Origin of the sequence: Mycobacteroides immunogenum, assembly GCF_001605725.1 — a bacterium.
GTDB classification, from domain to species: Bacteria; Actinomycetota; Actinomycetes; order Mycobacteriales; family Mycobacteriaceae; genus Mycobacterium; species Mycobacterium immunogenum.
Genome location: NZ_CP011530.1, coordinates 3790757 through 3813561, shown reverse-complemented (window position 1 = coordinate 3813561; position 22805 = coordinate 3790757). Strand labels below are relative to the sequence as shown.

Below are 22805 nucleotides of genomic sequence, written 5' to 3'. Positions count from 1 at the left end.
GCCATGACCACATTCACCATGCCCGAACTGCCCGGGATCACCTTCACCGTCGTGCGCGGTGGCCTGGACGCCGAAGGGAAAACCAACCCGCCCAACTGGATACAGATCACCGGTACAGATGGTGATGGTGCGATGGTGTCCTGCATAGGCTTCGCCGGGCCCTAACGTGCCCTGGTCCCCGAACCTGACCGTTCCGGCCGCGCGGTCGGACGGTAAGTGGTCGACCAATCCAGTCGCGCCAGCAAGCGCACCGGGAGGCCGGTGGCACGCCATCATCGGTATCGACGCGTCGATGGCGATCATGTGCGTCGGCGAGGTCGAACTCTCGGCCATGCAGGCCATGGGCGTGGTGCTGTCCGTACACCTCGACCGCAACCTCGCACTGGCGGCGGTCTACCAGCTGGCCGTCGAACGTTCCATATTGGTCACCCGGAACCTCCAGTTACAGGCCACATTCCAACAGGATCTCGCCCTGGCCGTCACCATGGAACGGGCACTATTCTTGGCCAAGGTCGTCGGCTGCGACCTCGCACAAGCCGTGAGCATGACCGGCACCATCTCATTGGCCCGGGTCGCGCCGATCGATTTGACGTGCAACATGACGGCGCCGCGCTCGATCAGCTTCGACAAACTACTGCCCGTCAACCTGACGCGCACAGTCTCCATGTCCTCGGCCCTGGTGATCGAACGGGTCGCCAAGATCGACGCCGCACTGACGGTGACCATGGCACGCGCCTGCACCCTCGGCTACCCGCCGGGCGGACTGCCCGCTCTGGCCAACTACACGAACGCGGGCGGGTTCACCCACAACATCGTGCGCAACTGCGACTACATGGACTGCGTGGGCTGTGGCGCCGGGGGTGGCGGTGGCGGCGGCGACGGAGGGCTCAACACCACCGGCCAGGGCGGGCGCAAGGGCGGATGGAACGCCGCCACAGTTCAGCGTGACGTACACATCCCCGGATCTGCACTGACTCTGACCGGCGTGGTGGGGGCAGCAGGAACCGCAGGCGCCAAAGAGAAGGACGGCGGCCCCGGCGGTGACACCACATTCCTGATCAACGGGGTCACCACAACCTGCCCCGGCGGGGCGGGCGGCAAAGGCGCCTACTCCGGTAACGGCCTGAATCAACCCGGCGAAGCCGCAGGCAACACCACCATCAATGGCCAGACCTACAGCGGTGGTGCGCAGGCAGGCACCAACACCAACGGCAACGCACCGGGCGGTGGCGGCGGCCCCGGCTCTGGCGGATTCTTCGGCGGCGGCAATCCGGGACGTATCGGCGGCATCGGCCGCGCACACATCCGGTCCTACCAATAGAAGGGAAATCCATTATGGCGTGGGGTATGTCGTCATATCTGACGAACAAGATTCTCGATCACATCTGCCGCAACGTGGCCTACACGCCACCGGCCGCCGTGTACGCCAAGATGCACACCGGCGACCCTGGTGCGGCCGGAACGGCCAACGCATCCTCAGTCGCCACCCGCTACGCGTGCACGTTCGCTGCAGCAGCATCGGGATCGATCAGCCAATCGAACACCCCCGAGCACACCCTCGGTGCCACGGAAAGCATTGCCGGGGTGTCGTTCTGGGATCACCCCACTGCCGGGAACTTTCTGTGGTCCTCGCAGGCCACCGTCTCGAAGTCGGGCGCCAGCGGCGACATCATCCGCATCAACTCCGACACCCTCTCACTCGCACCAATAGCCCTCTAGGAGAATCGTCATGTCTGAACTCGATTGGGCCGTGCAATGGGAAGCCGCCACACCCGACCCCGAGATCCTCGCCAACAAACCTGAGCCGCCCGACTTGATTGGCAATGCTGGATCTGAAGCCGAAAATGCTTCGATCAGAGCGCAATACGTCGAGGCATTGAGTGCCCACGAGGCCCTGATCGATGCCGACCTGGTCAACCCGCAACGCTGGCAGAGCGTGCGGTCGGTCGCCGCCGACGAGGACGACGCGCGTCGCCTTCTGGGCGAGCTGCGCCGACTGCACGCGGCAAACCCCCTGACTCGGAACTTCCAGCTCGCAACTTCACCGCGTCGGGAATGGACGGTCACGGAATGAGCGGCCAATTAGGAAGGTATGCAGCATTTTACGCCGCGATAGCCGCCGCTTCTTTCCGGATCGGCTGGTGGGCCGCCCACTACGTGAGCGACCGCATGGACAAGTTCGAACCACGTATCGAGAAGGGGAAGCACGGATGGTGAAACTTCACAGCAGCTGGCGTGATCAGCTGTTCAATCTGATTGCGGACAAGGTCGCTGCCGCCGTAGACAGGCGAATTGGTGCCGTCATGGACCGGATCGAGGCTCGGCTCGTCGAGCGTCTGGATGGCGCCATCGATCGGCTGACCGATCAGATTCCGGGCAGCCTCGACGACAAACTGTTCGACGGCCTGGTTGGCCGGATGGCGAAGCGGTTCCCGCTGCTCGACAGCCTGGCATCCCTGATCAACCTTCCGGGATCATTGATTGGCGACATCCTCAAGGGGCGCCAGTGATTATCGCCCGGCGCAACGTCGAGAGCGCCAAGAACCTTGTGCGCGAACGCCTCGGCGCGCGCTATGTGTTTGGTGGCATGTTCGACCGGTACAACCTTCAGCAGGGCACAGACTGCTCGGGTGTCTGGCAGGACGCGCTGGCCACCGCGCTCGGCCGCCTGATCTGGGGCCGCGAAGCTGAGGGCGCAACCACCGAGTCCTACCGGCCCAAGACGATGGACGGGCCGATACCTATCGGCGGCACCGGACCATTCGGCACCATCGTGGTCGCACGCCCGCAGGACATCCCCGTCAACGCGGTGGCCAAACTCGCGTTCCACCACGGCCCGGGCGGCGGCGCCAACTCGCACATGTGGGGCGAGCTCGACGGCATGCGCATCGAGTCCGCCAGCTCCAAGGGCCTGGTGACCGCTCCGTCCGCGTGGCCGATAGACCACCCGTACGCGAACTCATGGGCGTACCTGCCGGGCCCGATCCTCGAAGATGGCCAGGCCCCGGTCACCGTCGAGGCGCCGGACACCCTGTACGCCGACGTGAGCGAATGGCAAGTACCAGTCACCGACGCCTACACCGACGCCGGATACCGGGTGCTGTGCATCCGATCCAACGACGGCACGTACCGAGACAAGGAATGGCCGACCAACTACCCGTGGTGCAAGCGGGCGGTCGACGACGGCCGGCTGGCGTTCTTCATGGTCTATTTCGTGTGGCGCCCAAACTGGCGCGACGCGGTGGCCACACTCAAAACCCAAGTAGGCCAGCCACACCCGAAGATGGCCGTGATGATCGATGTCGAATCGTGGGGCGGCCAGATTCGCGGCGACCAATCGGCTGGCATCAACGCCGCATTCGAGGAGATCGCCGCATGGCTGGGGGATAGGCGCCGGGTCATCGGCTACGGCAACACCGGGGATCTCAACTCGCTGTGGCCAACCAAACCCGACGGCGTGCGCCTGGTCGTCGCCGGATACGGCAAGTTGCCCACCTACCCCGGGATGATCGCCCACCAATACACCGACGGCCAAGGCTACGGCGGCGGATTGCCCGAAGGCGCACCACCTTTCGGGAACTGCGACATGAACGCAGCCAACGCACTTACCGCAACCGCATTCGCACAAGCCCTCGGTATCGAGGCATCAACGACAGGAGATGACGACATGGCAGGCGTAGACGTTGACCGACTCAACAAGGCAGTCGACAAGATCCTCGGCGGCCAAACCATGCCCGAGGCGTGGACCTCACGCGGCATGTTCGGCCCCGCGGCCGAACAAGCAGGAGGTGTCGACGACACCATCGGGATGCTGCTCAACACCGACGGCAACGCCTGGAACGCCGTCATGATCCTGGGAGCTCTGCTCGGCGTCGAACGCGACGTGCAGGCCATCAAGGACAATGCCGCAGGCAAGTTCCCCGCGGGCAGCTACGTCGCCGGTAACCCGTGGCTCAAGACGCGCGCACAGGAGTTCGCCCGCAAGCTGCTACCGCTGTGTGGACTGCTCAACGCCGCGGCGCTCACCCCCGCCACCGGGACAACCGTCGTGAACGCCAGCGGTGCAGGGTGCGCCCTCTCCGGTGACACCTGCAGCCTGGTCGCGCAGGGGTCCAAGTGAGCGCCGACGGATCAAAGCCGGTACTACTGACCGGATCTGGCACCGGCGCAGACATGTGGACCGGCTACCCCGCCGACGTAGCGCACGCGGTCGAGGACATCTGGTACTTCCAGCCGATCAACTACCGCGCAGCCATGTTTCCCATGGGCAGGAGCGTCGACGAAGGTGTCAACGAAGGTGTGCGCATCGTCAACGAAGAGATCCCGGTCGGCACACCCACGGCGGTATGCGGGTACTCCCAGGGCGGCATGCTGGTCTCCCGGCTGCTCGACGAGTACCGATCCGGCCGACTCAAGCACCGGCAATCCGAGCTCGTCGCCGGGTTGACATTCGGCAATCCCGACCGCGAACTCGACGCAGGAGGCGGCCGCGGAATCTCGAACAGCCGCATCAAGAACACACCGTCCTGGTGGATCGACCTGTTCGATCGCATGGACATCTACGCCAACGTTCCCAATAGCGATGTCGGCGAAGACATGACGGCGATCTTCCGGTTCGTGCAACTGCGCGACATTGACGACCTGATCGGCGAGGACTCCATCGGCGAACAGGTCATCGAACTCATCACCAGCTTCGCCACCGGCGGGGGACTGTTCGGGTCGGGGCTGGCGCTTCTGGAGCAGCTGCTCGGAACTCCGGGCTTCCTGCCCAAGATCGGGGTAACCGGACCGCTGTCGGGATTCCCTGCCGCGGTCATGGCGATCATCAAGGGAATTACGTTCTTCGGCGCCAAGCCCGCCACCGCCCCGCACATCGAGTACCACATCCGCGAAATCGCTCCCGGCGTCACCTATCTCGATCGAGGCGTTGCACACCTACGCGACGCGGGCCTGCGCGCCCGCGCACGCATGAACGCCGCCTGACCACCAGACGGCCCCGCGCGAGGAGAGCGCGCGGGGAACTCCGCTCACCGTAGACCCCACGGCTCGGAGAATATTCCAGAGTTTATACCGGCACACCCGCTGAACTGCGGGTTTATCTCTTAATCACAACCCGACCCGAGAGGATCCGTCATGCACATCAGCATCCCGCCATGGTTCAAGGACGCCGCGATCGACACCGTCGAGCGTGCTGTCAAGACATTTGCAGGCGGGTTCATCGTCGGCGCCAACCTGGCCGGTGCTGCTGTGAACGCGGCCCTGAGCGAGATCGACTGGCAGCGTGGCCTCGATGTGGGAGCGGGCACACTCGCGGTATCGCTGATCTTCTCGGCTGCGTCGATCAAGCTGGGCCGGTCCGGCACCGCGTCAGCGACGAAGGCGGTCGTGCCGTCCAGCGTGTTCAAGCTCGTGGCCGGCGGCGGCCGGTGAGGATTTTCACCGAGCTGGTGAACGTCACCGACATCGACACCCCCAAGGAATTCGCCGCCCTGGCAATGGTGTTGGTATCGCCGATCGCCGCCTCGGTCGCAGCCGCTTGGGGGACTGCGACATTCGCACACCGCAGGAAGGTGGGCAAAGCTCTCGGTGCCATCGCAGACGACACCGGAGCTATCCGTGAGCAGACCGAGAATGATCACGACACCAACATGCGCGCCGATTTCGACAAGGCGCTCGTCGGCATCGCGAAAGCCCTCGACGGCATCACCCGAATCGAAATACGGCAGAACCAACAGGCCAACGAACTACAGGAAGCCCGCCGCGACATCGGTGGTCTGCGCGAAGAAGTTCGCACTGAGCGCACAGAGCGCGGCCGGGCCGACGAGCATATCCGCGAGTTAATCGAGCACTGGCCACGCTGAACCGACGGCAGACGAAAGAACCGCCCTCGCCCCTAACCCGGGCGAGGGCGGTTTTGGCGTTTCTCAGAAGTCCCGGGACCTAGAACGGCATAACGCCCTCAACGCTCACGGTCATTCCGTGAGCCGTTGCATCATTCATGAAGGTCGTCCCGTCGGGGGTTGGGGTGATCGTCCACCCGAAGGCTCGGTAGACAGTCCCGTAGTTCAAGGGGCGGTACGTCTGCTGCCCGGTGTCACCGATGCCCCAAACGAAGTTGCCCACGGCCGAGATCGTGACGACGTTGGCGTGCGTGCCGTACCGGATCGGTGTGCTGACCACAAACTGCACATTGCAGGTGACGGAGCCTGGCGTGACTTCGCAGGCGGTCCTTCTGGATTGGGTGCCGACGTACACAATTCCCCCGCGTGTGGGCAACATGACCGGGGTGGGGGGTGGTGGAGTCGGGGCTGCGGCGGGTAACGGTGGGGCCGCAGCCGTTGTTGTGATGGCGGATGTCGTTGCAATGGTCGACCCAGCTGACGGCCCGTCTGGCGGATCCTGGCCAAGGAAGACGTACGCACCACCAACTGCGAGACCGGCGAGGGCGGCAGTAGCGGCGAAGATGACACCGCTGATAAGCCAGTTCGCTCGACTGGGATGACTGTAGGGCTCCACCTCGCCGAGGTCTTCCGTGTCCGACCAGGCGGTGGGTTCGGTGGTGTCTACGACACCGGTCTCGGCCAGTGAGGCTGGTGAAACCATCGTCGGTTCCTGGCCAACCTCGTCGGCATCCGCGCCCACAACGCACCTCCCCAGTAATCCAGCCGCTGCAGCGGTGTATGGAGGGCAGGGTACAAGATTACGTGCAGGTCAGAAGTGGTAACGGGGCAGTGGCCCCAAAGACGGTCAGAGCAGATCCGAGAAGGGCGCGCGCTTGGCCTCGCTGCCGATCATCCGCAGGTAGTCAATGGCGCTGCGACCGTTGTTGGCTGGCCGAAATGGGTCAGCACCTCGGTCCCGTAGGAACTGGATGATTTCGCCAGCACCGGAAGTCGTGTTGCCCACCGCGATATTCAGGGGAGTCTCGCCCTTGTCGTTCACCGCCTCTAGGTTTGCACCGGAGTCGAGCAGGTAGCGAACGACTTCCACACTGTCGGCGTTGACGGCAAAATGCAAAGGCGTGTAACCGTTTTCGTCACCAGCGTTTACGTCGGCACCCGAATCGATCAGGTGGCGGCTGTTATTCAGCCGATGCTCCACGCTGGATTGATGAAGCTCAGCAATGCGCACCGGATCGGTTTCCTGCCAGGCATTCACCTGATCGCGGGGACCGTCGATAGCGGCGTAGTGCAGGGGCGTGCGTCCGGCACGGTCGCGGTCATGGACATTTGTCATTGTCATCATCGTCCTCGGGGTAGCTCCCAGTAGTGGCCCGAGTTTCCGGGGCCGTCCTCAATCTGATACAGGTTGGGATTGTTCATCTTGTCGAGCCATTCTTGCCGCGTCCACTTCTGTTGCGCGGCGATTTCTTGCCATCGCCACAACTCTTGCCCGCTTTTGTGACCGTAGTGCCACACAGGGTCGACCGGGTACTTGATCCCTTGGGCGTCAACGAAGTACTTGCCATCTGCAGTCTTGGGCAGTGCGAGAATGTCCGCGTCGTATGACTTACTCACTGGCACCCACACGTTGCGATCAGTGGCGCTGATGTAGTACTTGCCATCTGCGGTGATGTCGGCCGCCGCCTGAACGGTGCGCTTGGTTCCCACCCGTAAATCGGGGCGGCTGTATAGCTCCCTGGCGGTCAGCTCAGGCACTACGCCGGCGCCCTCGGCGAGGAACAGCGAGGCGCGCGAACTCATGAGCGGCCCCAAGCTCTGAATCGAACGCGTAAGTGCCGCCGCCGCAGCGACATTGGGCATCCCAGAACTCAAGGCGGCGGCTCGGTAGGCGGTCAGGATCGCCACAATGCGCTCGCCAGTGGCGGCCAGGCGCGCGGTGTCGACCATCTTCGAGACGACTTCGCTGCCGCCCACGGTGAGCGGCACCAGGATCGCGGCGGCGCCTTCGGCCACCGCCACCGTGGCGCCCAGGATGAGCATTTCCTCGACGATCTGCTTGTGCACTTCGTCGATGCGGTTCGCCAGATCCATGAGCGATTGGCCGATCGCGCGCCATTCGGTTTCGAGGATCTTGACCGCATCACGTGCCAGCGTCATCGACGCGACGGCCTGCGGGATCTCCGGCGAGTGCTGGTGGCTCACGTCAGTGATCGGGTTCGACCCGTCGACGGGGAAGAATGTCCGCCTCAACGCGCCGTCGATCTCGCCGGATTGGTAGTTCCATGCGGCGGCGGCGTTGCGCAGCTTGGTCGGGTCACCGTTGGGCCACATCGCCCCTTGCACATAATCTTTGATCGATTCCCACCAGCTCGGAGGTGGTGAACCGCCGAGCGCTGACGGGATCGATGGCGTCGCATAGGCGGGCACTACTGGCGGGGCCGAGGCCGGGATGGTCTGCCCGTTCGGCGCCGAGGCGCTGTCGGCATTCTCGTGATTGACCGCCGTGGCGAACAGCAGATCGGCGCAGGTGTTCAACGCGTTCACCGCGTACGCCCCGGCCTCGATGCCATCCTTGGCGGCAGGGTCGTACTGCTGGCAGAAATCCTTGGCGCCATTGTCGTTACCGGCCATGCCGCCGGTCTGATTGAGTCGGCCGGCAATCTCCTCGACTCGTATCTGGATGTCGTTTGCGAGCTGCCGGTATTTCATCGCTGCCCGCTTGAGTGCGGCCGGATCTACATCCTGGGTCATGGCCACATCCGTGCGTTGTGCTCGCCGACGCCCCGGTAGTTGCGATGTGCCTTACTGGCCGATTCCTCCAGCGTCTCCTCAGCCTTTCGCATCTCGGCAACCCCGTCCATCCACTCCTGATGAAATGCCAGGTTGGCCGCCGCGTCCGCACCCGACCAGTCGACATGCAGATCGTTGATGCGCCGGTCAACCTCGGCGATGCGCCGCTCGGCCGCCCGATCGAACGCGGCCATTTGGTCGATGAACGCCTGCAGCGCATCGAGGTCGACGCGGTAAGGGATCGGGTCATCGTGCATATCTATGTCCCCGCCATTCCCGAGGCCGACGAACCGTCGGTCTGAAGGAACGCGTACCCGTGCTGCGCCAAGGTTATCGACGCCGAATCAAGCGCCGCGATGGCCTTCTGCACACCCTGGCGCCACTCGTCGAACTCTGGCCCATATGCCCGGGACGCAACACCATCCCACGTTCCCGACACATCCTCCCACCGGTGCACCAGCTGCTCAAGCTCGCGCTGCAAATCCCGGGACACCTCGGCTGCGAGGCCGGAAACCGCGTGGAGCTGCGTCGGATCGATGTTCAACGGTGCAGACATCACGCCCCCTGACCCCTGTGGTTAACCAACAAATCGAACCATACACGCGCTGTCGTGGCCCCGGTATGCGTGAGCGCGACCGCAAATCGCTCGCTGCCGCACCAGGCACCGCGCCGCTTGTGTTGCATGATGCAACACCTCTCTACGTTTCCCCACGTCAGTTCACGTTGCATCACGTAGCGTCACCGAATGAAGAACGTGTTGACCTGCGTATATGTGCTCATTTCGGCGGGTTCAATTCCCGGCAGCTCCACAGGAGAAGACCCCCCGAATGTTCGGGGGGTCTTCTGCTTGTCGGGGGGCGGTAAGCCTCATCCGGCGGCGTAGGAGCCCGATGTCACACAGTCGGTGTTGATTCCCACGTGACCCGAGGCGCGGATCACTTCGTGGCCGTATTGTGGCGCGAGGCATGTTCCGATCGGTATACCGCAAACTCGGCCATTGGCTGTCGAGGAAGCTGGGCTATGTGTGTTCAAGTTTGCCTGATCGTTGCGAAAGGGCTCGGTGCGTACTTGGTATGCCGGTCGGGGAATGCCCTGTCGCGCTCCGGTGGGGCATATCGATTTATCGTCTTCCAAATACTGCTAGACGGCATATTCGAGGCGCTGCTGCTAACTCGCATCCCGGTGTACGGCGCAATCTGCGGTGTATGAAATGCGTTTGTTTGTAACAGTTCTACCCTTTTTACAAGGTGTCACCGGTGGGGGATTCGCAACAGATTGCGCGGCCACACGCGTTGAATGCTGAATGATGACAATCACATAGTTTCCCGCTGGTCATTGCCGGGGCGCGTCCCAGCGTAATTGCCATCTAAGGGTGCTAGTTGCGTCAATGCGCACCGGGTGAGCATTGCTGGCACGCAGAGGTAGGGCTCATGTGGCGATAAACCCATCGATCTGGCAATATACTTAACTTGTACAGTATTGGACAAGCAAGGAGGGTCTGTGTCCACATCAACGCTCCAGCCCAGCGTTCTTGGCTCGCGGCGATGAGCCGCAGTAGGCACGGAGCCCGCGGTGGCCAGATTCTCGCCAGGCTTTGGCCGTTCGCGGTGGCGGTTGTGGTCATCAGCGTCGGCACATTCGGGGTGATCCGAATTCGGCAGATGAACGACATGATCCTCAACCCACCGGTGACGGACACCATCCCCGCCACCGTTCGTCAGATCAATCCCAAAGACGTCACGTATGAGGTATTTGGAGACCTAGGAAGTACGGGAAAAGTGACCTACGCCAACCTGAACAGCGAACCGGTTGAAGTCTCACTGACGTCACTGCCGTGGTCGGTATCGGAGACCACGATGTCCCCAGCGGCCTCTCTCAGTTTGGTCAGCCAGGTTGACGGAAATTCGATTGGTTGCCGAATCATCGTCAACGGCAAGGTTCTTGACGAGCAGGTAGTCAACCACGCGAATGCCGCGGTCTCGTGCACGGTGACGGCAGCATGACATCGCCGAATCAGCCGCCCGTCGATGACGAGAACACCGGCCCGATCGCGCAGCCAGAAGCCAAGCACCAGAAGGCCGTACAACAGCATCGGCCGCTGTTTGCCCGGATACTGCGCGTGCTGGCCGTCCCGGTCGTCATCGCTTGGATCCTTGCCGCGGTAGCGGTGAGTGTCTTCGTCCCCAGCCTGGAAAAGGCGACTGAAGAAAACGCGCAGGCGATGGTGCCGCGTGATACACCGTCCTCCCAGTCCACTCTCGTCCAAGGCGAGGCGTTCAAGGAGACCGAATTCACCGGCGCCGGGGTCATCGTCTTTGAGACGCACGGCCGTAAGCTCGGTGACCAGGATCGCCGGTACTACAACGAGCTGGTGGGCAAGCTTCGTGCCGATACTGAGCACGTCCAGGGTCTGTTGGACCTTTGGGGAGACCGCGTCACGATGTCGGGTCAGCAGAGTTCCGACGCCGAGGCCGCCACTCTCACGGTATACCCCGCCGGCGACCTGGCCGACGCGCAGTCCAGCAAGTCGATCGCCGCCATCCGAAAGATCGTGGCCGACATGGACAAAGACAAGCCAGATGGCCTCAGCGTCTACGTCAGCGGCGGCGGTCCGTTGTCCAGCGATACGCTCAAGGCTGCCGACGAGAGCATGGCGACACTCACCATCGTCACCATCGTCGTGATCATCATCATGCTGCTGCTGGCTTACCGTTCGATCACCCGAGCGCTGGTGCCACTCTTCGGAGTGTTGGTCTGTCTGACAGTGGCGCGTGGTGTGGTCGCGCTCTGCGTCGAGCTCGGTATCGTCGGGACCTCGTCGTACGCGATGAACATGGTGGTGGCTCTGGTGCTGGGCGTCGCCACGGACTATGGCATCTTCTTCTTGGGCCGCTATCAAGAGGCCCGTCGCGCCGGTCAGGACACCGAATCGGCCTACTACACCTCGGTCGAAGGCACCTGGCATGTGGTGGTGGGTTCTGGTATCGCGATATCCGGCGCCACCTTGTGCCTCGGTCTGACCAAACTGACCTATTTCAAAACCCTTGGGCCGCCCTGTTTCGTGGCGATGGTCGTCGCGGTGGTCGCGGCGCTCACCCTGGGCCCGGCGCTACTGGCTATTGGCAGCAAGCTGCCCTGGCTGAACAAGCCCGTCACGGTGAGCAGGTTCTGGCGCAGGTTCGGCACCGTCATCGCCAAGTGGCCCGCCCCGCTGATCACCGTGGCTGCCCTGCTGATTCCGCTGGCACTGGGTGGTTTGGCGATCTACAAGGTGAGCTACAACGATCGGGACTTCGCACCGCCTTCCACTGAATCGGTGCAGGGATACGTGGCTGCCGACCGGCACTTTCAGAAAAGCCAGATCTCCACCGACATCGTGTACGTGCAGGCCGATCATGACATGCGCAACACCACGGACATGATCTCGCTGGATCGCATCGCCAAGAACATCATCCGGGTACCCGGAATTGTCAAGGTGCAGAGCATCACCAGGCCCAATGGTCGTCCACTGGAACATGCCTCCTTGCCCTACGCGATGGGTTCGATGGGCACCAAGATCGGCCAGAACATCGACTTCCTCAAGGACCGGGCTGCCGACATGGACAAGATGGCCGCCACCATGGGCGAGACGATCGAGACCACCAAACACATGGCCCAGCTCACGCTGGAAATGGCTGGGGGAACGCATATCTCGCTGCAGGCTTCACAAGACCTGAAAGCGGCGATGGACAAGACCCGGGACAACCTGTCGAACTTCGATGACTTCTTCCGGCCGTTTCGCAATTATTTGTATTGGGAGCCACACTGCTTCGACATTCCGATCTGTTGGGCGCTGCGTTCGTTGAATGAGTCGATCGACAACATCGATGAGTCAACCGAGGCGCTGAACGGGATGGTCGACGGTCTCACCATTCTGGACACAGTGACTCCACAGATGGTGAACCAGCTCAATGACACCGTGCGGAGCCTGACGACTCTGCAGCAGCTCACTTTGACTCTGCAAAGTACTTTCCACGCGACCATCACCCAGCTGGAGCCGCTGATCAATCCAATGGTCGATATGGCGAAGGCTTTCGACAACGCGAAGAACGACGACTTCTTCTTCCTGTCACCGGATTCCTTCAAGACCAACGATTTCATCGTCGGCCTGAAGTTCTTCGTGACGGCCGACGGCAAGGGTGCGCGACTCATGGTCTTCCACAAGGGGGAAGCCATGAGTCCTGAAGGTATCGACCAAATCCGCAGGGCCGAGGCCGCGGCGCAGGAGGCTCTCAAGGGCACCTCACTGGAGAGCGCGAAGCTGTTCACGGCCGGGTCATCGTCGACATACCGTGACATCGCGGACTATTCCTTCAACGACGTGATGCTGATGATGGTCGCGACCTTCAGCCTGGTGTTCCTGATTGTCATGTTCCTGACCGGAACATTGGCCGGTGCGGTGATGGTGACGATTGCCGTGGTCATCTCGTACGCCAGTGCCCTGGGATTGTCGACGTTGGTATGGGAGGGCATCTTCGGGATACAGCTGCATTGGCTGACATTGCCGATCGCGTTCATCGTTCTGGTCGGGGTGGGCTGCGACTACAACCTGCTGCTGTTGTCCAGGTACCGCGAGGAATTGAGTGCCGGGATACGCACCGGTCTCATCCGGACGATCGCCGGTTCGGGCAATGTGGCAGTCACCGCGGCGTTTGTGCTGGCGGGAACGATGGCGGCGCTGTTGTCCAGCGACGTGGTAAGCATCGGTATGGCCGGCTCGACAATCGCCATGGGCCTGATCTTCGACATGTTTGTGGTGAGACTGCTTTTGGTGATGCCGATGGCGCGGCTACTCGGGCCATGGTTCTGGTGGCCCCGCAAGATCCCGACACCTAAGCGCACCTTCATAGGGAAGTGAGTTCCTAGATTGCTCCGAGAAGTATCCACGCGGTGACCACTACGCCCAGCGGGTCCGTCACCCGCTGGGCTCAACAACCGTGGGCCTCGTCTTGGTGGTTGGCTTGGCGGGCAGGGCGGGAATGTCCCTGAGGTTGGGATGTGACCGGATCTGTGTGTCGTAGTCGCCGGCACAGATGGTGACCGTGGTGTGCACCGAGCACCTCACTGGAGTGGGTGATGACGAGCCGGCCCGCGGACCGGTGTGCATCACCGCGACCGCCACGGCCACCGTGCCGATGAGCGCGGCCGTGTTCGTCCTGGCTCGGCGTCCGCCGGTCACGCCCAGGGTGACGGCGATGATGAGAGAGACGGTGAGAAGACCGCCCGCGGAGATGATGACCGAGTCTGCGCGCGAGGCCCCAAGCCCCATGATCCACACGCCAAAAGCGGTGGCGGCGTATAACACTGACAAGTTCCAGGACAATGCCACCGCGGTGAAACCGGTCGAAGATCCGGCGATCAGGGTCTGCTGATTGGTGTCGAATGCGCCCGCGGCGAAGAACCAGACCGGTACCAGCACCAGGCTGATCCAGAGGGTGTGACTGATGAACACGGTCGTGATCGCGACGGCCGTGATCGCCAGCCATGCCGGAAGTACCAGGTATTCGTTGCCGCCGCGCGCGCGTACCCGATCCAGGATGCGCCCGCCGGCAAGTGATCCGAGGAACATGCCGCCGCCACTCAGGGCGCCGACGTAACCCAGCTGTGCCACATCGAGGTGATATCGGGCCGCAAGCACGGCGGAAAGATAGGTATAGGCGCCAAGATTCGCGGCATGGAAGCCGAAAGTGATCAGCAGGGTCCACGGCACCGGCCCCGGTCGCCAGACTCGGAACAGATGTGCCAGCTGACTGCCAGGCGGTTCACCGGTTCTGACCTGACGGCTGGCGTGTCGTAAGGCGCGCCAGAGCACGGCGGCGGCCGCTGTCGCCACGATGGCCATGACCCCGAACGACCAGCGCCACCCGAATTGGCTCGCGACCAAGGCTCCCAGCGGCACCCCGCACACCTGCCCCACGGCAAAGCCGCCCATACCGGCCCCAATTGCGGTACTGCGGTAGGTATCCGGTGCCGTCTCGGCGATCCAGGACCAGATCGCCGGGCCCGCCAGGGATACCCCGAGGCCGGCGATCGCCCGGGATAGCAGCAGTATCCCGAAACTGCCGGCGAAGGCAGCCGCGAGATTTCCGGCGGTGAATACCAAGGCGCCCGCCACGATCAACGTTCGAGCGCCCAGCACCGGGTAAGCCAGGCCCTGGAACGGTCCGGCGATGGCTTGAACCGCCACGTACACGGTGACCAAAACCGCTGCGGTACTGGTGGTGACACCGTATTGCTGTCCCAGTGTGGGCAGTAGTGGAGCCACCAGGTACATCTCGGCGCCGAACACAAAGAGCAGCGCGTACAGCAGTCCGTATCGGCGAACGATCTGGGTGGCTACCGAGCCTTGCTGCGCCACAGCTGATCCCGTGCTCATAGGGCCAGCACCGGGTCGTAGAGGCGCAGCCAGTCATCGAAGTTCAGGGCGATTTCGGCTTCGACGTTGCTGATCAGAACCCCGGGAGCGGAGACGGGCTCGATGGCCACGCGCAATGCCTCAGGGCTGAGCAGCTCGTGCAGTCGGCTGGCCGGGTCGGCCAGCCGCTCACCGAGCTGGCGGGCGACTTCCGCTGAGTAGGAGGGATCGGGCACCGACGGGTAGGGCGACTTGCGCCGCTGTGCGACGGCCCGCGGGATTACATCGTTGATAGCGCCCCGCAAGACGCTCTTCTCCCGGCCATCGGCGGTGCGGAGTGACCATGCGAGCGGCGCAACATATTCCACGAGACGGTGGTCGCAGAATGGTACGCGCACTTCCAGCCCTGCCGCCATGCTCAGCCGATCCTTGCGGTCGAGCAGTGTGGGCAGGAATCGGCTCAGGCCCAGATAGGTCAGTGAACGCATGCGTTCCTCGTGCGGCGCGGAGCCTGCGGGAGAAAGCTCATTGACGGCGGTGTGGTACTGGTCGCGTACGTAGTCGTCAAGTCCGAGTTTGGCGCGCAGATCAGGCCGGAACAGTGCGGCGATGCGTGCGTGGAGTCGCCCGTGCGCGGGGCTGTCCGACATCCACGGGAAGGTGTTGGCGTGCACCGCGTCTTCACGGTGGAACCACAGATACCCGCCGAAGACCTCGTCTGCCGACTCGCCGGACAGTGCGACGGTCGAGTGCTCTTTGATGGCGGTGCACAACATGTACAAGCTCATGTCGAGATCTCCGATACCAAACGGCAGATCGCGGGACCGGACGCATTCCTCGCGCACTCGTGCGTCAGCGAGACCCGCCCCGTCAAGGACGATGCTGCTGTGCTCCGATCCGATGAACTGGGCGGCATCGAGTGCGAACTCCGAGTCGGCGTTGGGAGTCACCTCGGAACGGTTGAACGGTGCGGAGAAATCTATGGAGAAGGAACGCACTGAGGTGTCGCCCAGTTGAGCGTTGGCCAATGCGGTGATCGCAGTGGAGTCGAGCCCGCCGGATAGCAATGTGCACAGCGGCACATCAGCCACCAACTGACGGCGGACCGTGTCGTCGAGCAGTTCACGCACCGCTGCGGAGGCCTCCGCCAAGTCGTTCGTGCGGGGCGGTGCGGCGAGCGTTTCCTCAAGGGTCCAATAGCGCTGGCGCACCAGGCCGTTGGCGGAGAAGGTGACAACCTCTCCGGGCAGAACTTCACCGATGTCGGTATAGGGACTGCGCCCCGGAACCTTGAGGAGTGGCAGCATGAGCTGGATGATGCCCTCTTCATCGACTTCCGGGCGCCGGTTATCTTGGGCCAGTATTGCTTTGGGCTCAGACCCGAATGCCAGCGCCGAGCCGAGCTGACGGAAGTACAGCGGTTTGACGCCAAGTCGGTCGCGTACCAGAGTCAACGTGCGAGTACTGGTGTCCCAGATGGCGAACGCGTATATCCCGTTGAGCTTCTCGGCTGCGGCGGGTCCCCATTCGGCCCAGGCGCGTAGCACGACCTCGGTATCGCTGGCGGTGTGGAAATTATGTCCCCGGCGCCGCAGTTCATCGCGCAGCTCACGAAAGTTGTACACCTCGCCGCTGTAGGTGATCACCAGCCGGGGTTGATCCTCGTCGACGGGGGAGTACGTCATCGGCTGTGCACCACCGGCAAGGTCGATGATCGCCAGTCGGCGGTGTCCGAGTCCGGCGATATCGGATCGCCAGGTCCCGGCGCCGTCCGGGCCGCGCCGAGTCATGGTGTCTGTCATCCGGGTCAGTACCGTTTCGGCGTCAGGCCCTAGCCCGTGATAGTCGACCCATCCAGTGATCCCGCACATGTGTCTTTCCTTTCCTTGGTCGCCCGGCCGCTGTGCGCACCCGCGCTCTCAACGGACATGCACTCCGTAGTCGGTAAGCCAGGTATTGAGGTTCAGTAGGAAGCTCAACCCTGCGGTGGTGGTCGAGGCCGCACGTGGGCTAGGCAGGGTGCCGTTCTCCGCGAGCCACGCCGAGGCTTTGTCGCGATCGACGATGTCGAAGACCCGTGCGTTCGGCGTGTGCAATAGTTCCGTTACCCTGCTGTGAACTGCGGCAAGATAATTCGGGTCGGGGTTGGGAGGGAATCCGCTTTTGCGGCGTTCCAGGACTTCTTGCGGAAGAAGATCGGCGACAGCGCGACGGAGTAGCCCCTTCTCCTGACCGCCGACGGTCTTGATGTCCCACGGGACATTCCAGACATATTCGATCAGCCGGTGATCGCAGAACGGCACCCGTACTTCGAGTCCTGTCGCCATGCTGATGCGATCCTTGCGATCGAGAAGGGCTCCGATCCATCGGGTGAGCGCCAGATACGAGATCCGGCGCGACACCGCGTCCGCGCCGTTCTCGCCGTCCAGCCGGGGAGCCGCGGCGACGGCACTCTCGTAGCGGGATCGGGCGTAGCCGACAGGATCGACCGTGTTCCTGATGTTCTCGTGAAGCAGCACCGACGGGCTGGTTTTGCCTGCGAGCCAAGGGAAACCGTCGAATTCGCGTGCCTGCGGGGATGTGAAATACGGATAACCACCGAAGATTTCGTCAGCGGACTCTCCAGACAGTGCGACCGTGGAGAAGTTCTTCACCTGATCGAACAGCAGATACAGCGAGACATCCATCTCGCCCCAGCCCGGTAGGTCGCGGGCGCGCAACACCTTGGCCTCGTGGGTGAGAACGTCCGAGGGTTCGACCAGGACCGTGGTGTGTTGGGTTCCCACGTGTGCGCTCACCGCCGTCGCATAGGGCTGGTCCCGCGTGGGATGCCACGTGGTGCTTTGAAACGACTGCGAAGCTCCTGGGAAATCGACTGAGTAGCTGGCTATTTTGTCATGTCCCTGGTCGCGGCGCAGATGCGCGGCAATGGCGGTGATGGCGCTGGAATCGAGGCCGCCCGAGAGCAGGGTGCCGATCGAAACGTCGGCGACCAGCTGGCGTTCCACGATATCGGTGAGAAGGTCACGTACCGTTTGGGCGGCGGTGTCGGCATCATCACGATGCTCGACGGCGCTCAGGCTCCAGTACGCGGTGCTGCGCAACCCTTGCCGGTCGAAGGTCACCACATGCCCCGGCTCCACCTGACTGAGCCCACGAAACACGCCGTTGCCGGGTGTCGGGGCGGTGGCCACCACGAAAAGTTCGGCGATGCCGGTGGCATCGAGCTCGGCCCGAAATATCGGATTGGCAAGTATTGCTTTGGGTTCGGAGCCAAAAAGCAGCCCGCCCTCGTAGCGGTGGTAATAGAGCGGTTTGATCCCCAGCCGATCGCGCACCAGAACCAGCCGTTGCGCCCTGGCGTCCCACACCGCGAAGGCGAACATTCCGTTGAGGCGCTCGGCCACGGCCGGACCCCAGCGTTTGTAGCCCTCCAGGACCACTTCGGTGTCTGACCGAGTGCGAAACCTATGTCCGGCACGTACCAGCTCGGCACGTAATTCCCGGAAGTTGTACACCTCACCGCTGTATGTGATGACTACCTGTGTGTCCGCGGCTTCATGCCCATCGGCCATTGGTTGTGCGCCACCGTCGATATCGATGATCGCCAACCGGCGATGGCCGAGGAACGCGTGGGCGCACGTCCACGTGCCACCGGCATCCGGGCCACGTAGCCGCATGGTTTCCGTCATCGCCGTGGCCGTCGCGGATTCGAGGGCAAGGTCGCGCTGCCAGTCCACCCAGCCGGTAATACCGCACATAGCGGCTCCTCTCGATAGTCGAATCGTGTTGGCGGTCAAACCTGCTCGGCAGCGGTGCCGTCGGCTCCGGTACGGAGGGTCCATCGGCAGCCAGGCGCGGGCTCACTGGTCAGCTCGTAGGTGCTGGCATAACCCTTGGCCGAGAAGTTCGCCGCGGTTGCTTTGGTGCAGTACTCGCAGGGAGATGCCAAGGTGATCGGCACACCCCGGGCGCGGGCGCGCTCGCGGTACTGCCAGATTCCGCATCTCTTGACCGAGATCATCGCCGCGGAAAGATCTGCAGTGACTTCGGTTTCGGAGTCGTAGTTCGCGAGCTGGCGCACAAAGCGATCCGCCACGGACTGCGCGCAGGTGGAGTCCGTGGTCGTGGTGGCGTAGACGTAGGCGTTCGACCTGGCCCAGTCGGCCATGCGGTCATGCCCGAAATGAGCCACGAGAAACCGTTCCATCAGTGCCTGTGCTCGAAAGAATGTCCGCTGCCAGTCAGATTCGGAATCACCGCTGGGCAGATTCTCGAATATCCCGGCCTTGACGTGTATCCACTCATCCAAGAGCTCGGGAACGTTCTCTTCGACGAAGAAGCGGGTCAGTCCCGATTCGGCCTCGAAGAGCCGTCGTCGCCACAGCTTGGCGCGAAGTGACCGGGTGGCGGTGCTGGTGACGCCCGGGGCGCTCATGAGGCTGCCCCTTCCGGAACGGTGAAGCGACCACCGGCCGGTACCAGAGCAGGGCCCTCCGGGCGCCCCGTCGCCAGTGGTCGGCCCAATGCGTCGAGCACTGGGGTGAGTTCACGCACCAATGCCGCGAATTGGCCGGGCAGCAGTGCCTGGTCCGCATCGCACGAGGCAGATTCCGGGTCGATGTGAACATCCACGATGATGCCGTCGGCCCCTGCAGCGGCCGCGGCCTTTGCCAGGGGAGCGACCAAGTCCACCCGGCCTGCCGCATGGCTCGGATCCACGATGACGGGCAGGCGGCTGAGTTGCTTGACTACGGCTACCGCGCTGACATCGAGGGTGAATCTGGTGGACGGCTCGAAGGTGCGGATACCGCGTTCGCACAGCACAACGTTCGGATTGCCGCCATCGAGGAGGTACTCGGCGGCCAAAAGCCATTCGTCGATTGTCGCGGCCATCCCACGCTTGAGCAGGACGGGTACCTGGGTGCGGCCGAGAGCCTTGAGGAGTTCGAAGTTCTGCATATTGCGGGCACCGACCTGTGCGATGTCAGCGCTTGCCGCAACGGCGTCCACGTCGGCGGCATCGACGACCTCGGTCACTACCGGTAACCCGGTTTGTGCGCGTGCGATCTCCAGGAGCCGCAACCCCTCCCGTCCCAGTCCTTGGAAACTGAACGGCGAAGTCCGCGGCTTGTAGGCGCCCCCGCGCAAGATGTTGGCTCCGCCGAGGCGGACCGCCTCGGCGGTCTTACCCACTTGTTGGCAGGACTCAACGGCGCAGGGTCCGGCGGCGATAACGAAATTTCTGCCGCCGATGAAGGTTTGATCGGCAATGGGTACCACCGTCCCCTCCGGGCGGTATCGGCGGTCGGTGCGGCGAAGCTTCCCCGAGGTGGCGATCACCGCGGCGACTCCGTCGAACGCGAGCAGGTCGCGCACACGATCGGGCTTGGGCGCGGGATGCAACACGATGTTGTGGTGCGTGCCGCCACGCCACGGGTGAAAGCCGGCCTCCTGGAGTGCGTCGGCGATCCGCTCCGCCGATGCCTCGTCGGTGCCTGGCACGAGCTCGATGATCATGGAGTGCCTTTCGTCTCGTCCGGATGCTGGCCCCGTGCAGTGGTCACCGCGGGGTGCAATGGGTTCTTGATGACGTCGCGCACGCGTTGAACGTGGCGCGAATCCTGGTGGCGTCGAAGGAGGTTGATCCGGTTCCTGGTGATGTCACCACGGTGGACGAATTCGTAGAGGTCTTGGCGCGACCCAAAGCTGTCCGCCGTCAGGTCCCATGCCAGCCGGAATAGGCGGGACTTGTCCTCTACCGGAAGGTTTTTACCGCGCATATAGCGGTCGAGGTACGGCCGCAGCGGGGACTGGAGGTCGGCTTCGGTGGGTTGCATGAGGATCCCCGCGGAGCCGATCCGCCGGACGATCTCGGTGCATCGAGGAGCGATCTGGGCGGCCCAAATCGCGGCGGCAGGGGTTGCTCCGGGTGCGAGTAGCCCACCGTCGGTAGGTTGCGCGGTGGCCTCTCCGGCGTCGATGAAATGGTCGAGGATCTCGACATAGCTGGCCAATTCGCCGAGGTCTTCCTGGATGTTGCGAAATCCATCCACCCCAATCGATTCGGCAAGCACGATGCCGACCGACAACAGCGATTGCAGCCGCTCACGAAATCTGACCTGTCCGACGTATTGGCTCCACGCGTTGATTCGCCCGAGCCCTTCGCGGGCGAGTTGCCCGTCGCGCAGCAGTAGTACACGCTCCCACGGCACGAACACGTCGTCGAAGAACAGCATGGAATCTTGTTCATCGAAACGCTTGCCGAACGGATGTGCGTGTCCGAATCCCTCATGGCCCAACGGTTCTCGGCTGAGAACCGTCAACCCCTCGGTGGCCACCGGGATTCCGAACCAGACGACGAACCGTTCGGCTCCTCTGTTGGCGAAGGAGGCCGATAGATAGACAAGGACCTCATGGGCGTACGGGGCCAGGGTGGTGAGCTGTTTGGCGCCCCGAACCACGATCCCGTCTGAGTTCTCGGACACCACACGCAGTGCGAGATCCTCGTCATCCAACGGGGTGGCGCTGCGGTCGATCTGTGGATCACCCAGCGCGTGTGCCAGCACCAGATCGTTCTCAGCCAGGTGCCGATAGTAGTTCTCGGCGTTCACGCCGAATTCCGGCCTGTTCGTGCCCAGCCGCTTCCGGAAGTCGTACAGCCCCACACCGATGGTCGACATGAAGGCAGGCGACCTACCGTGCAAACCCCAGCTTTCGTACATCCACACATCGGCATTCCTGCGTTTGGCCCGCAGATGCTCGATCGTGGTTGGCAACTGGTAGGCGGTCGCGATGCGCGTGCCCTGTTCTTCAACAGTCAGTAGGTCTTTGAATTCCGGCGAATGTTGCAGGTCGAACAGTCGGCCCAATTCCCGCGCTGCCTCTGCGAACGCGGGGTGCTCGGCTACGTTCGCGATCTTCTCCCCGTTGAGCCAGACCGACCGTCCGTCGTCCAGTTCCCTCAGATAGCGGGCGGATGTCTGTAAGCCCCGCGGTGGCGTCCCGATGATAGGACCGTCCGATCCGGCCCGGGGCCGGGTTGCCTCGATACTCGCTGTCATGATGTCTCCTCAAGTTCGGCGTTGTGGTGCTGGTGTGCCCAACGTCCGGTAACGGCCGTCGTGGTACAGGAGCGGGCTTCCCTCACGTCTGCCGGTGGCGGTGACCTGCCCGATGAGCAACGTGTGGTCTCCGCCCTCGACGAGATCGTGTACGCGGCAGTCGAACCAGCTCAGACAGCCGCTGATGGCCACCGCGCCCGACGGCACCGCCGTGGTCGCGATGCCGATCGCCGCGGTACCGCGGGAGCCGGATCCGGGCTCCGACAAGGCGATGGAGATGTCTTCCTGGCCTGCCTCAAGGATGCTGACGCTGAACACATCTGCCATCGCGGCGGCATGCGCGATGGGCGATCGGCTGCCCACCCATACCGAGACGAGTTGGGGCAGCAGGGAGACGGTGGTGAATGACGACACCGTCTTCGCCAGCACCTTGCCACCGTCGTTTACCGAGACAACTGCGACGCTGCTGGCAAGGCAGCGGGCGGCCAGGCGGAACCCGTCGCCGTGATCGACGGGCGCGTTGCCATGGTCGGTGCGAAGCAGAATCGGCGCGCTGGTGTGTGCCACGCAGATGATCCTGCGCGGCAACGCCTACCGATTGCTTACCGCCGCCCGGCGACGATTTGATCAGGTGGATCGCAACAGTTCGCTCGG

23 protein-coding genes are annotated in these 22805 nt (G+C 63.2%); 11 read left to right on the top strand and 12 right to left on the bottom strand.

Annotation, left to right across the window (positions count from 1 at the left end; genetic code table 11):
• Window positions 1–3: 3 nt before the first annotated feature.
• The 9 genes from ABG82_RS28630 (at window position 4) to ABG82_RS18875 (ending at window position 5861) form a co-directional block, all read left to right on the top strand.
• Window positions 4–165, top strand: a complete 162-nt coding sequence (locus ABG82_RS28630) for a hypothetical protein (RefSeq protein ID WP_165589733.1) — start codon at window positions 4–6, stop codon at window positions 163–165.
• A 136-nt stretch (window positions 166–301) separates the two neighbouring features.
• A complete protein-coding gene (locus ABG82_RS18910; RefSeq protein WP_407661888.1) occupies window positions 302–1321 on the top strand; it encodes a glycine-rich domain-containing protein in 1020 nt (339 codons plus the stop codon).
• Window positions 1322–1335: 14 nt separating this feature from the next.
• The gene (locus ABG82_RS18905; RefSeq protein ID WP_043077829.1) at window positions 1336–1719 is read left to right on the top strand and encodes a phage tail fiber protein; all 384 of its coding nucleotides are present in this window, start codon (window positions 1336–1338) and stop codon (window positions 1717–1719) included.
• 10 nt (window positions 1720–1729) lie between these two features.
• Window positions 1730–2074, top strand: coding sequence for a hypothetical protein (locus ABG82_RS18900; RefSeq protein WP_043077830.1), 345 nt, complete (start codon window positions 1730–1732; stop codon window positions 2072–2074).
• Between the two features lie 136 nt (window positions 2075–2210).
• Entirely contained in the window at window positions 2211–2510 is a 300-nt protein-coding gene (locus ABG82_RS18895; RefSeq protein ID WP_043077831.1) for a hypothetical protein, read from the top strand.
• Window positions 2507–4120 (top strand): glycoside hydrolase family 25 domain-containing protein, encoded by a 1614-nt coding sequence (locus ABG82_RS29005; RefSeq protein ID WP_234708018.1) that lies wholly within the window; start codon window positions 2507–2509, stop codon window positions 4118–4120. The genes ABG82_RS18895 and ABG82_RS29005 overlap by 4 nt, the downstream gene beginning before the upstream one ends.
• Entirely contained in the window at window positions 4117–4983 is an 867-nt protein-coding gene (locus ABG82_RS18885; protein ID WP_196770495.1) for a PE-PPE domain-containing protein, read from the top strand. The genes ABG82_RS29005 and ABG82_RS18885 overlap by 4 nt, the downstream gene beginning before the upstream one ends.
• Before the next feature lie 150 nt (window positions 4984–5133).
• The gene (locus ABG82_RS18880; RefSeq protein ID WP_043077832.1) at window positions 5134–5430 is read left to right on the top strand and encodes a holin; all 297 of its coding nucleotides are present in this window, start codon (window positions 5134–5136) and stop codon (window positions 5428–5430) included.
• Complete coding sequence (locus tag ABG82_RS18875) at window positions 5427–5861, top strand: DUF2746 domain-containing protein (protein WP_043077833.1); 435 nt, start codon at window positions 5427–5429, stop codon at window positions 5859–5861. Before ABG82_RS18880 ends, ABG82_RS18875 begins: the two co-directional genes overlap by 4 nt.
• Window positions 5862–5940: 79 nt before the next feature.
• Here ABG82_RS18875 and ABG82_RS18870 read toward each other — a convergent pair whose 3' ends face one another.
• The 5 genes from ABG82_RS18870 to ABG82_RS18850 all read right to left on the bottom strand — a co-directional run bounded on the left by ABG82_RS18870 (window position 5941) and on the right by ABG82_RS18850 (window position 9249).
• Entirely contained in the window at window positions 5941–6603 is a 663-nt protein-coding gene (locus ABG82_RS18870; RefSeq protein WP_109475849.1) for a hypothetical protein, read from the bottom strand.
• A gap of 144 nt (window positions 6604–6747) precedes the next feature.
• The gene (locus ABG82_RS18865) at window positions 6748–7236 is read right to left on the bottom strand and encodes an ankyrin repeat domain-containing protein (RefSeq protein ID WP_043077939.1); all 489 of its coding nucleotides are present in this window, start codon (window positions 7234–7236) and stop codon (window positions 6748–6750) included.
• Between the two features lie 5 nt (window positions 7237–7241).
• Window positions 7242–8654 carry an HNH/ENDO VII family nuclease gene (locus tag ABG82_RS18860; protein WP_043077940.1) on the bottom strand — a complete coding sequence of 471 codons (1413 nt, stop codon included), beginning with the start codon at window positions 8652–8654 and terminating at the stop codon, window positions 7242–7244.
• Window positions 8651–8950, bottom strand: coding sequence for a WXG100 family type VII secretion target (locus tag ABG82_RS18855; RefSeq protein ID WP_043077835.1), 300 nt, complete (start codon window positions 8948–8950; stop codon window positions 8651–8653). The genes ABG82_RS18860 and ABG82_RS18855 overlap by 4 nt, the downstream gene beginning before the upstream one ends.
• Before the next feature lie 2 nt (window positions 8951–8952).
• Complete coding sequence (locus tag ABG82_RS18850; protein ID WP_043077836.1) at window positions 8953–9249, bottom strand: WXG100 family type VII secretion target; 297 nt, start codon at window positions 9247–9249, stop codon at window positions 8953–8955.
• Window positions 9250–10237: 988 nt separating this feature from the next.
• Between ABG82_RS18850 and ABG82_RS18845 the strand changes: the two genes are divergently transcribed.
• Both ABG82_RS18845 and ABG82_RS18840 read left to right on the top strand, forming a co-directional pair.
• On the top strand, window positions 10238–10696 hold the full coding sequence (locus ABG82_RS18845; RefSeq protein ID WP_043077837.1) for an MmpS family transport accessory protein: 459 nt from the start codon (window positions 10238–10240) through the stop codon (window positions 10694–10696).
• Window positions 10693–13590: an MMPL/RND family transporter gene (locus tag ABG82_RS18840; protein ID WP_043077941.1), complete on the top strand. Its 2898-nt coding sequence runs from the start codon at window positions 10693–10695 to the stop codon at window positions 13588–13590. Before ABG82_RS18845 ends, ABG82_RS18840 begins: the two co-directional genes overlap by 4 nt.
• 57 nt (window positions 13591–13647) lie before the next feature.
• Here ABG82_RS18840 and ABG82_RS18835 read toward each other — a convergent pair whose 3' ends face one another.
• Genes ABG82_RS18835 through ABG82_RS18805 form a run of 7 tightly spaced genes read right to left on the bottom strand, consistent with a single transcriptional unit; the run spans window position 13648 to window position 22718 of the window.
• Window positions 13648–15108 carry an MFS transporter gene (locus ABG82_RS18835; RefSeq protein WP_043077838.1) on the bottom strand — a complete coding sequence of 487 codons (1461 nt, stop codon included), beginning with the start codon at window positions 15106–15108 and terminating at the stop codon, window positions 13648–13650.
• Window positions 15105–16958 carry an asparagine synthase (glutamine-hydrolyzing) gene (gene asnB, locus ABG82_RS18830; protein WP_043077839.1) on the bottom strand — a complete coding sequence of 618 codons (1854 nt, stop codon included), beginning with the start codon at window positions 16956–16958 and terminating at the stop codon, window positions 15105–15107. Before asnB (ABG82_RS18830) ends, ABG82_RS18835 begins: the two co-directional genes overlap by 4 nt.
• A 48-nt stretch (window positions 16959–17006) precedes the next feature.
• Window positions 17007–18848, bottom strand: a complete 1842-nt coding sequence (gene asnB / locus ABG82_RS18825; protein ID WP_043077840.1) for an asparagine synthase (glutamine-hydrolyzing) — start codon at window positions 18846–18848, stop codon at window positions 17007–17009.
• Between the two features lie 35 nt (window positions 18849–18883).
• Window positions 18884–19525, bottom strand: a complete 642-nt coding sequence (locus ABG82_RS18820; protein WP_043077841.1) for a hypothetical protein — start codon at window positions 19523–19525, stop codon at window positions 18884–18886.
• Window positions 19522–20607, bottom strand: a complete 1086-nt coding sequence (gene aroF / locus ABG82_RS18815) for a 3-deoxy-7-phosphoheptulonate synthase (protein WP_052511002.1) — start codon at window positions 20605–20607, stop codon at window positions 19522–19524. The genes ABG82_RS18820 and aroF overlap by 4 nt, the downstream gene beginning before the upstream one ends.
• A complete protein-coding gene (locus tag ABG82_RS18810; protein WP_065212770.1) occupies window positions 20604–22151 on the bottom strand; it encodes a 4-hydroxyphenylacetate 3-hydroxylase family protein in 1548 nt (515 codons plus the stop codon). The genes aroF and ABG82_RS18810 overlap by 4 nt, the downstream gene beginning before the upstream one ends.
• A gap of 9 nt (window positions 22152–22160) precedes the next feature.
• On the bottom strand, window positions 22161–22718 hold the full coding sequence (locus ABG82_RS18805) for a flavin reductase family protein (RefSeq protein ID WP_052511003.1): 558 nt from the start codon (window positions 22716–22718) through the stop codon (window positions 22161–22163).
• Between the last annotated feature and the right edge of the window lie 87 nt (window positions 22719–22805).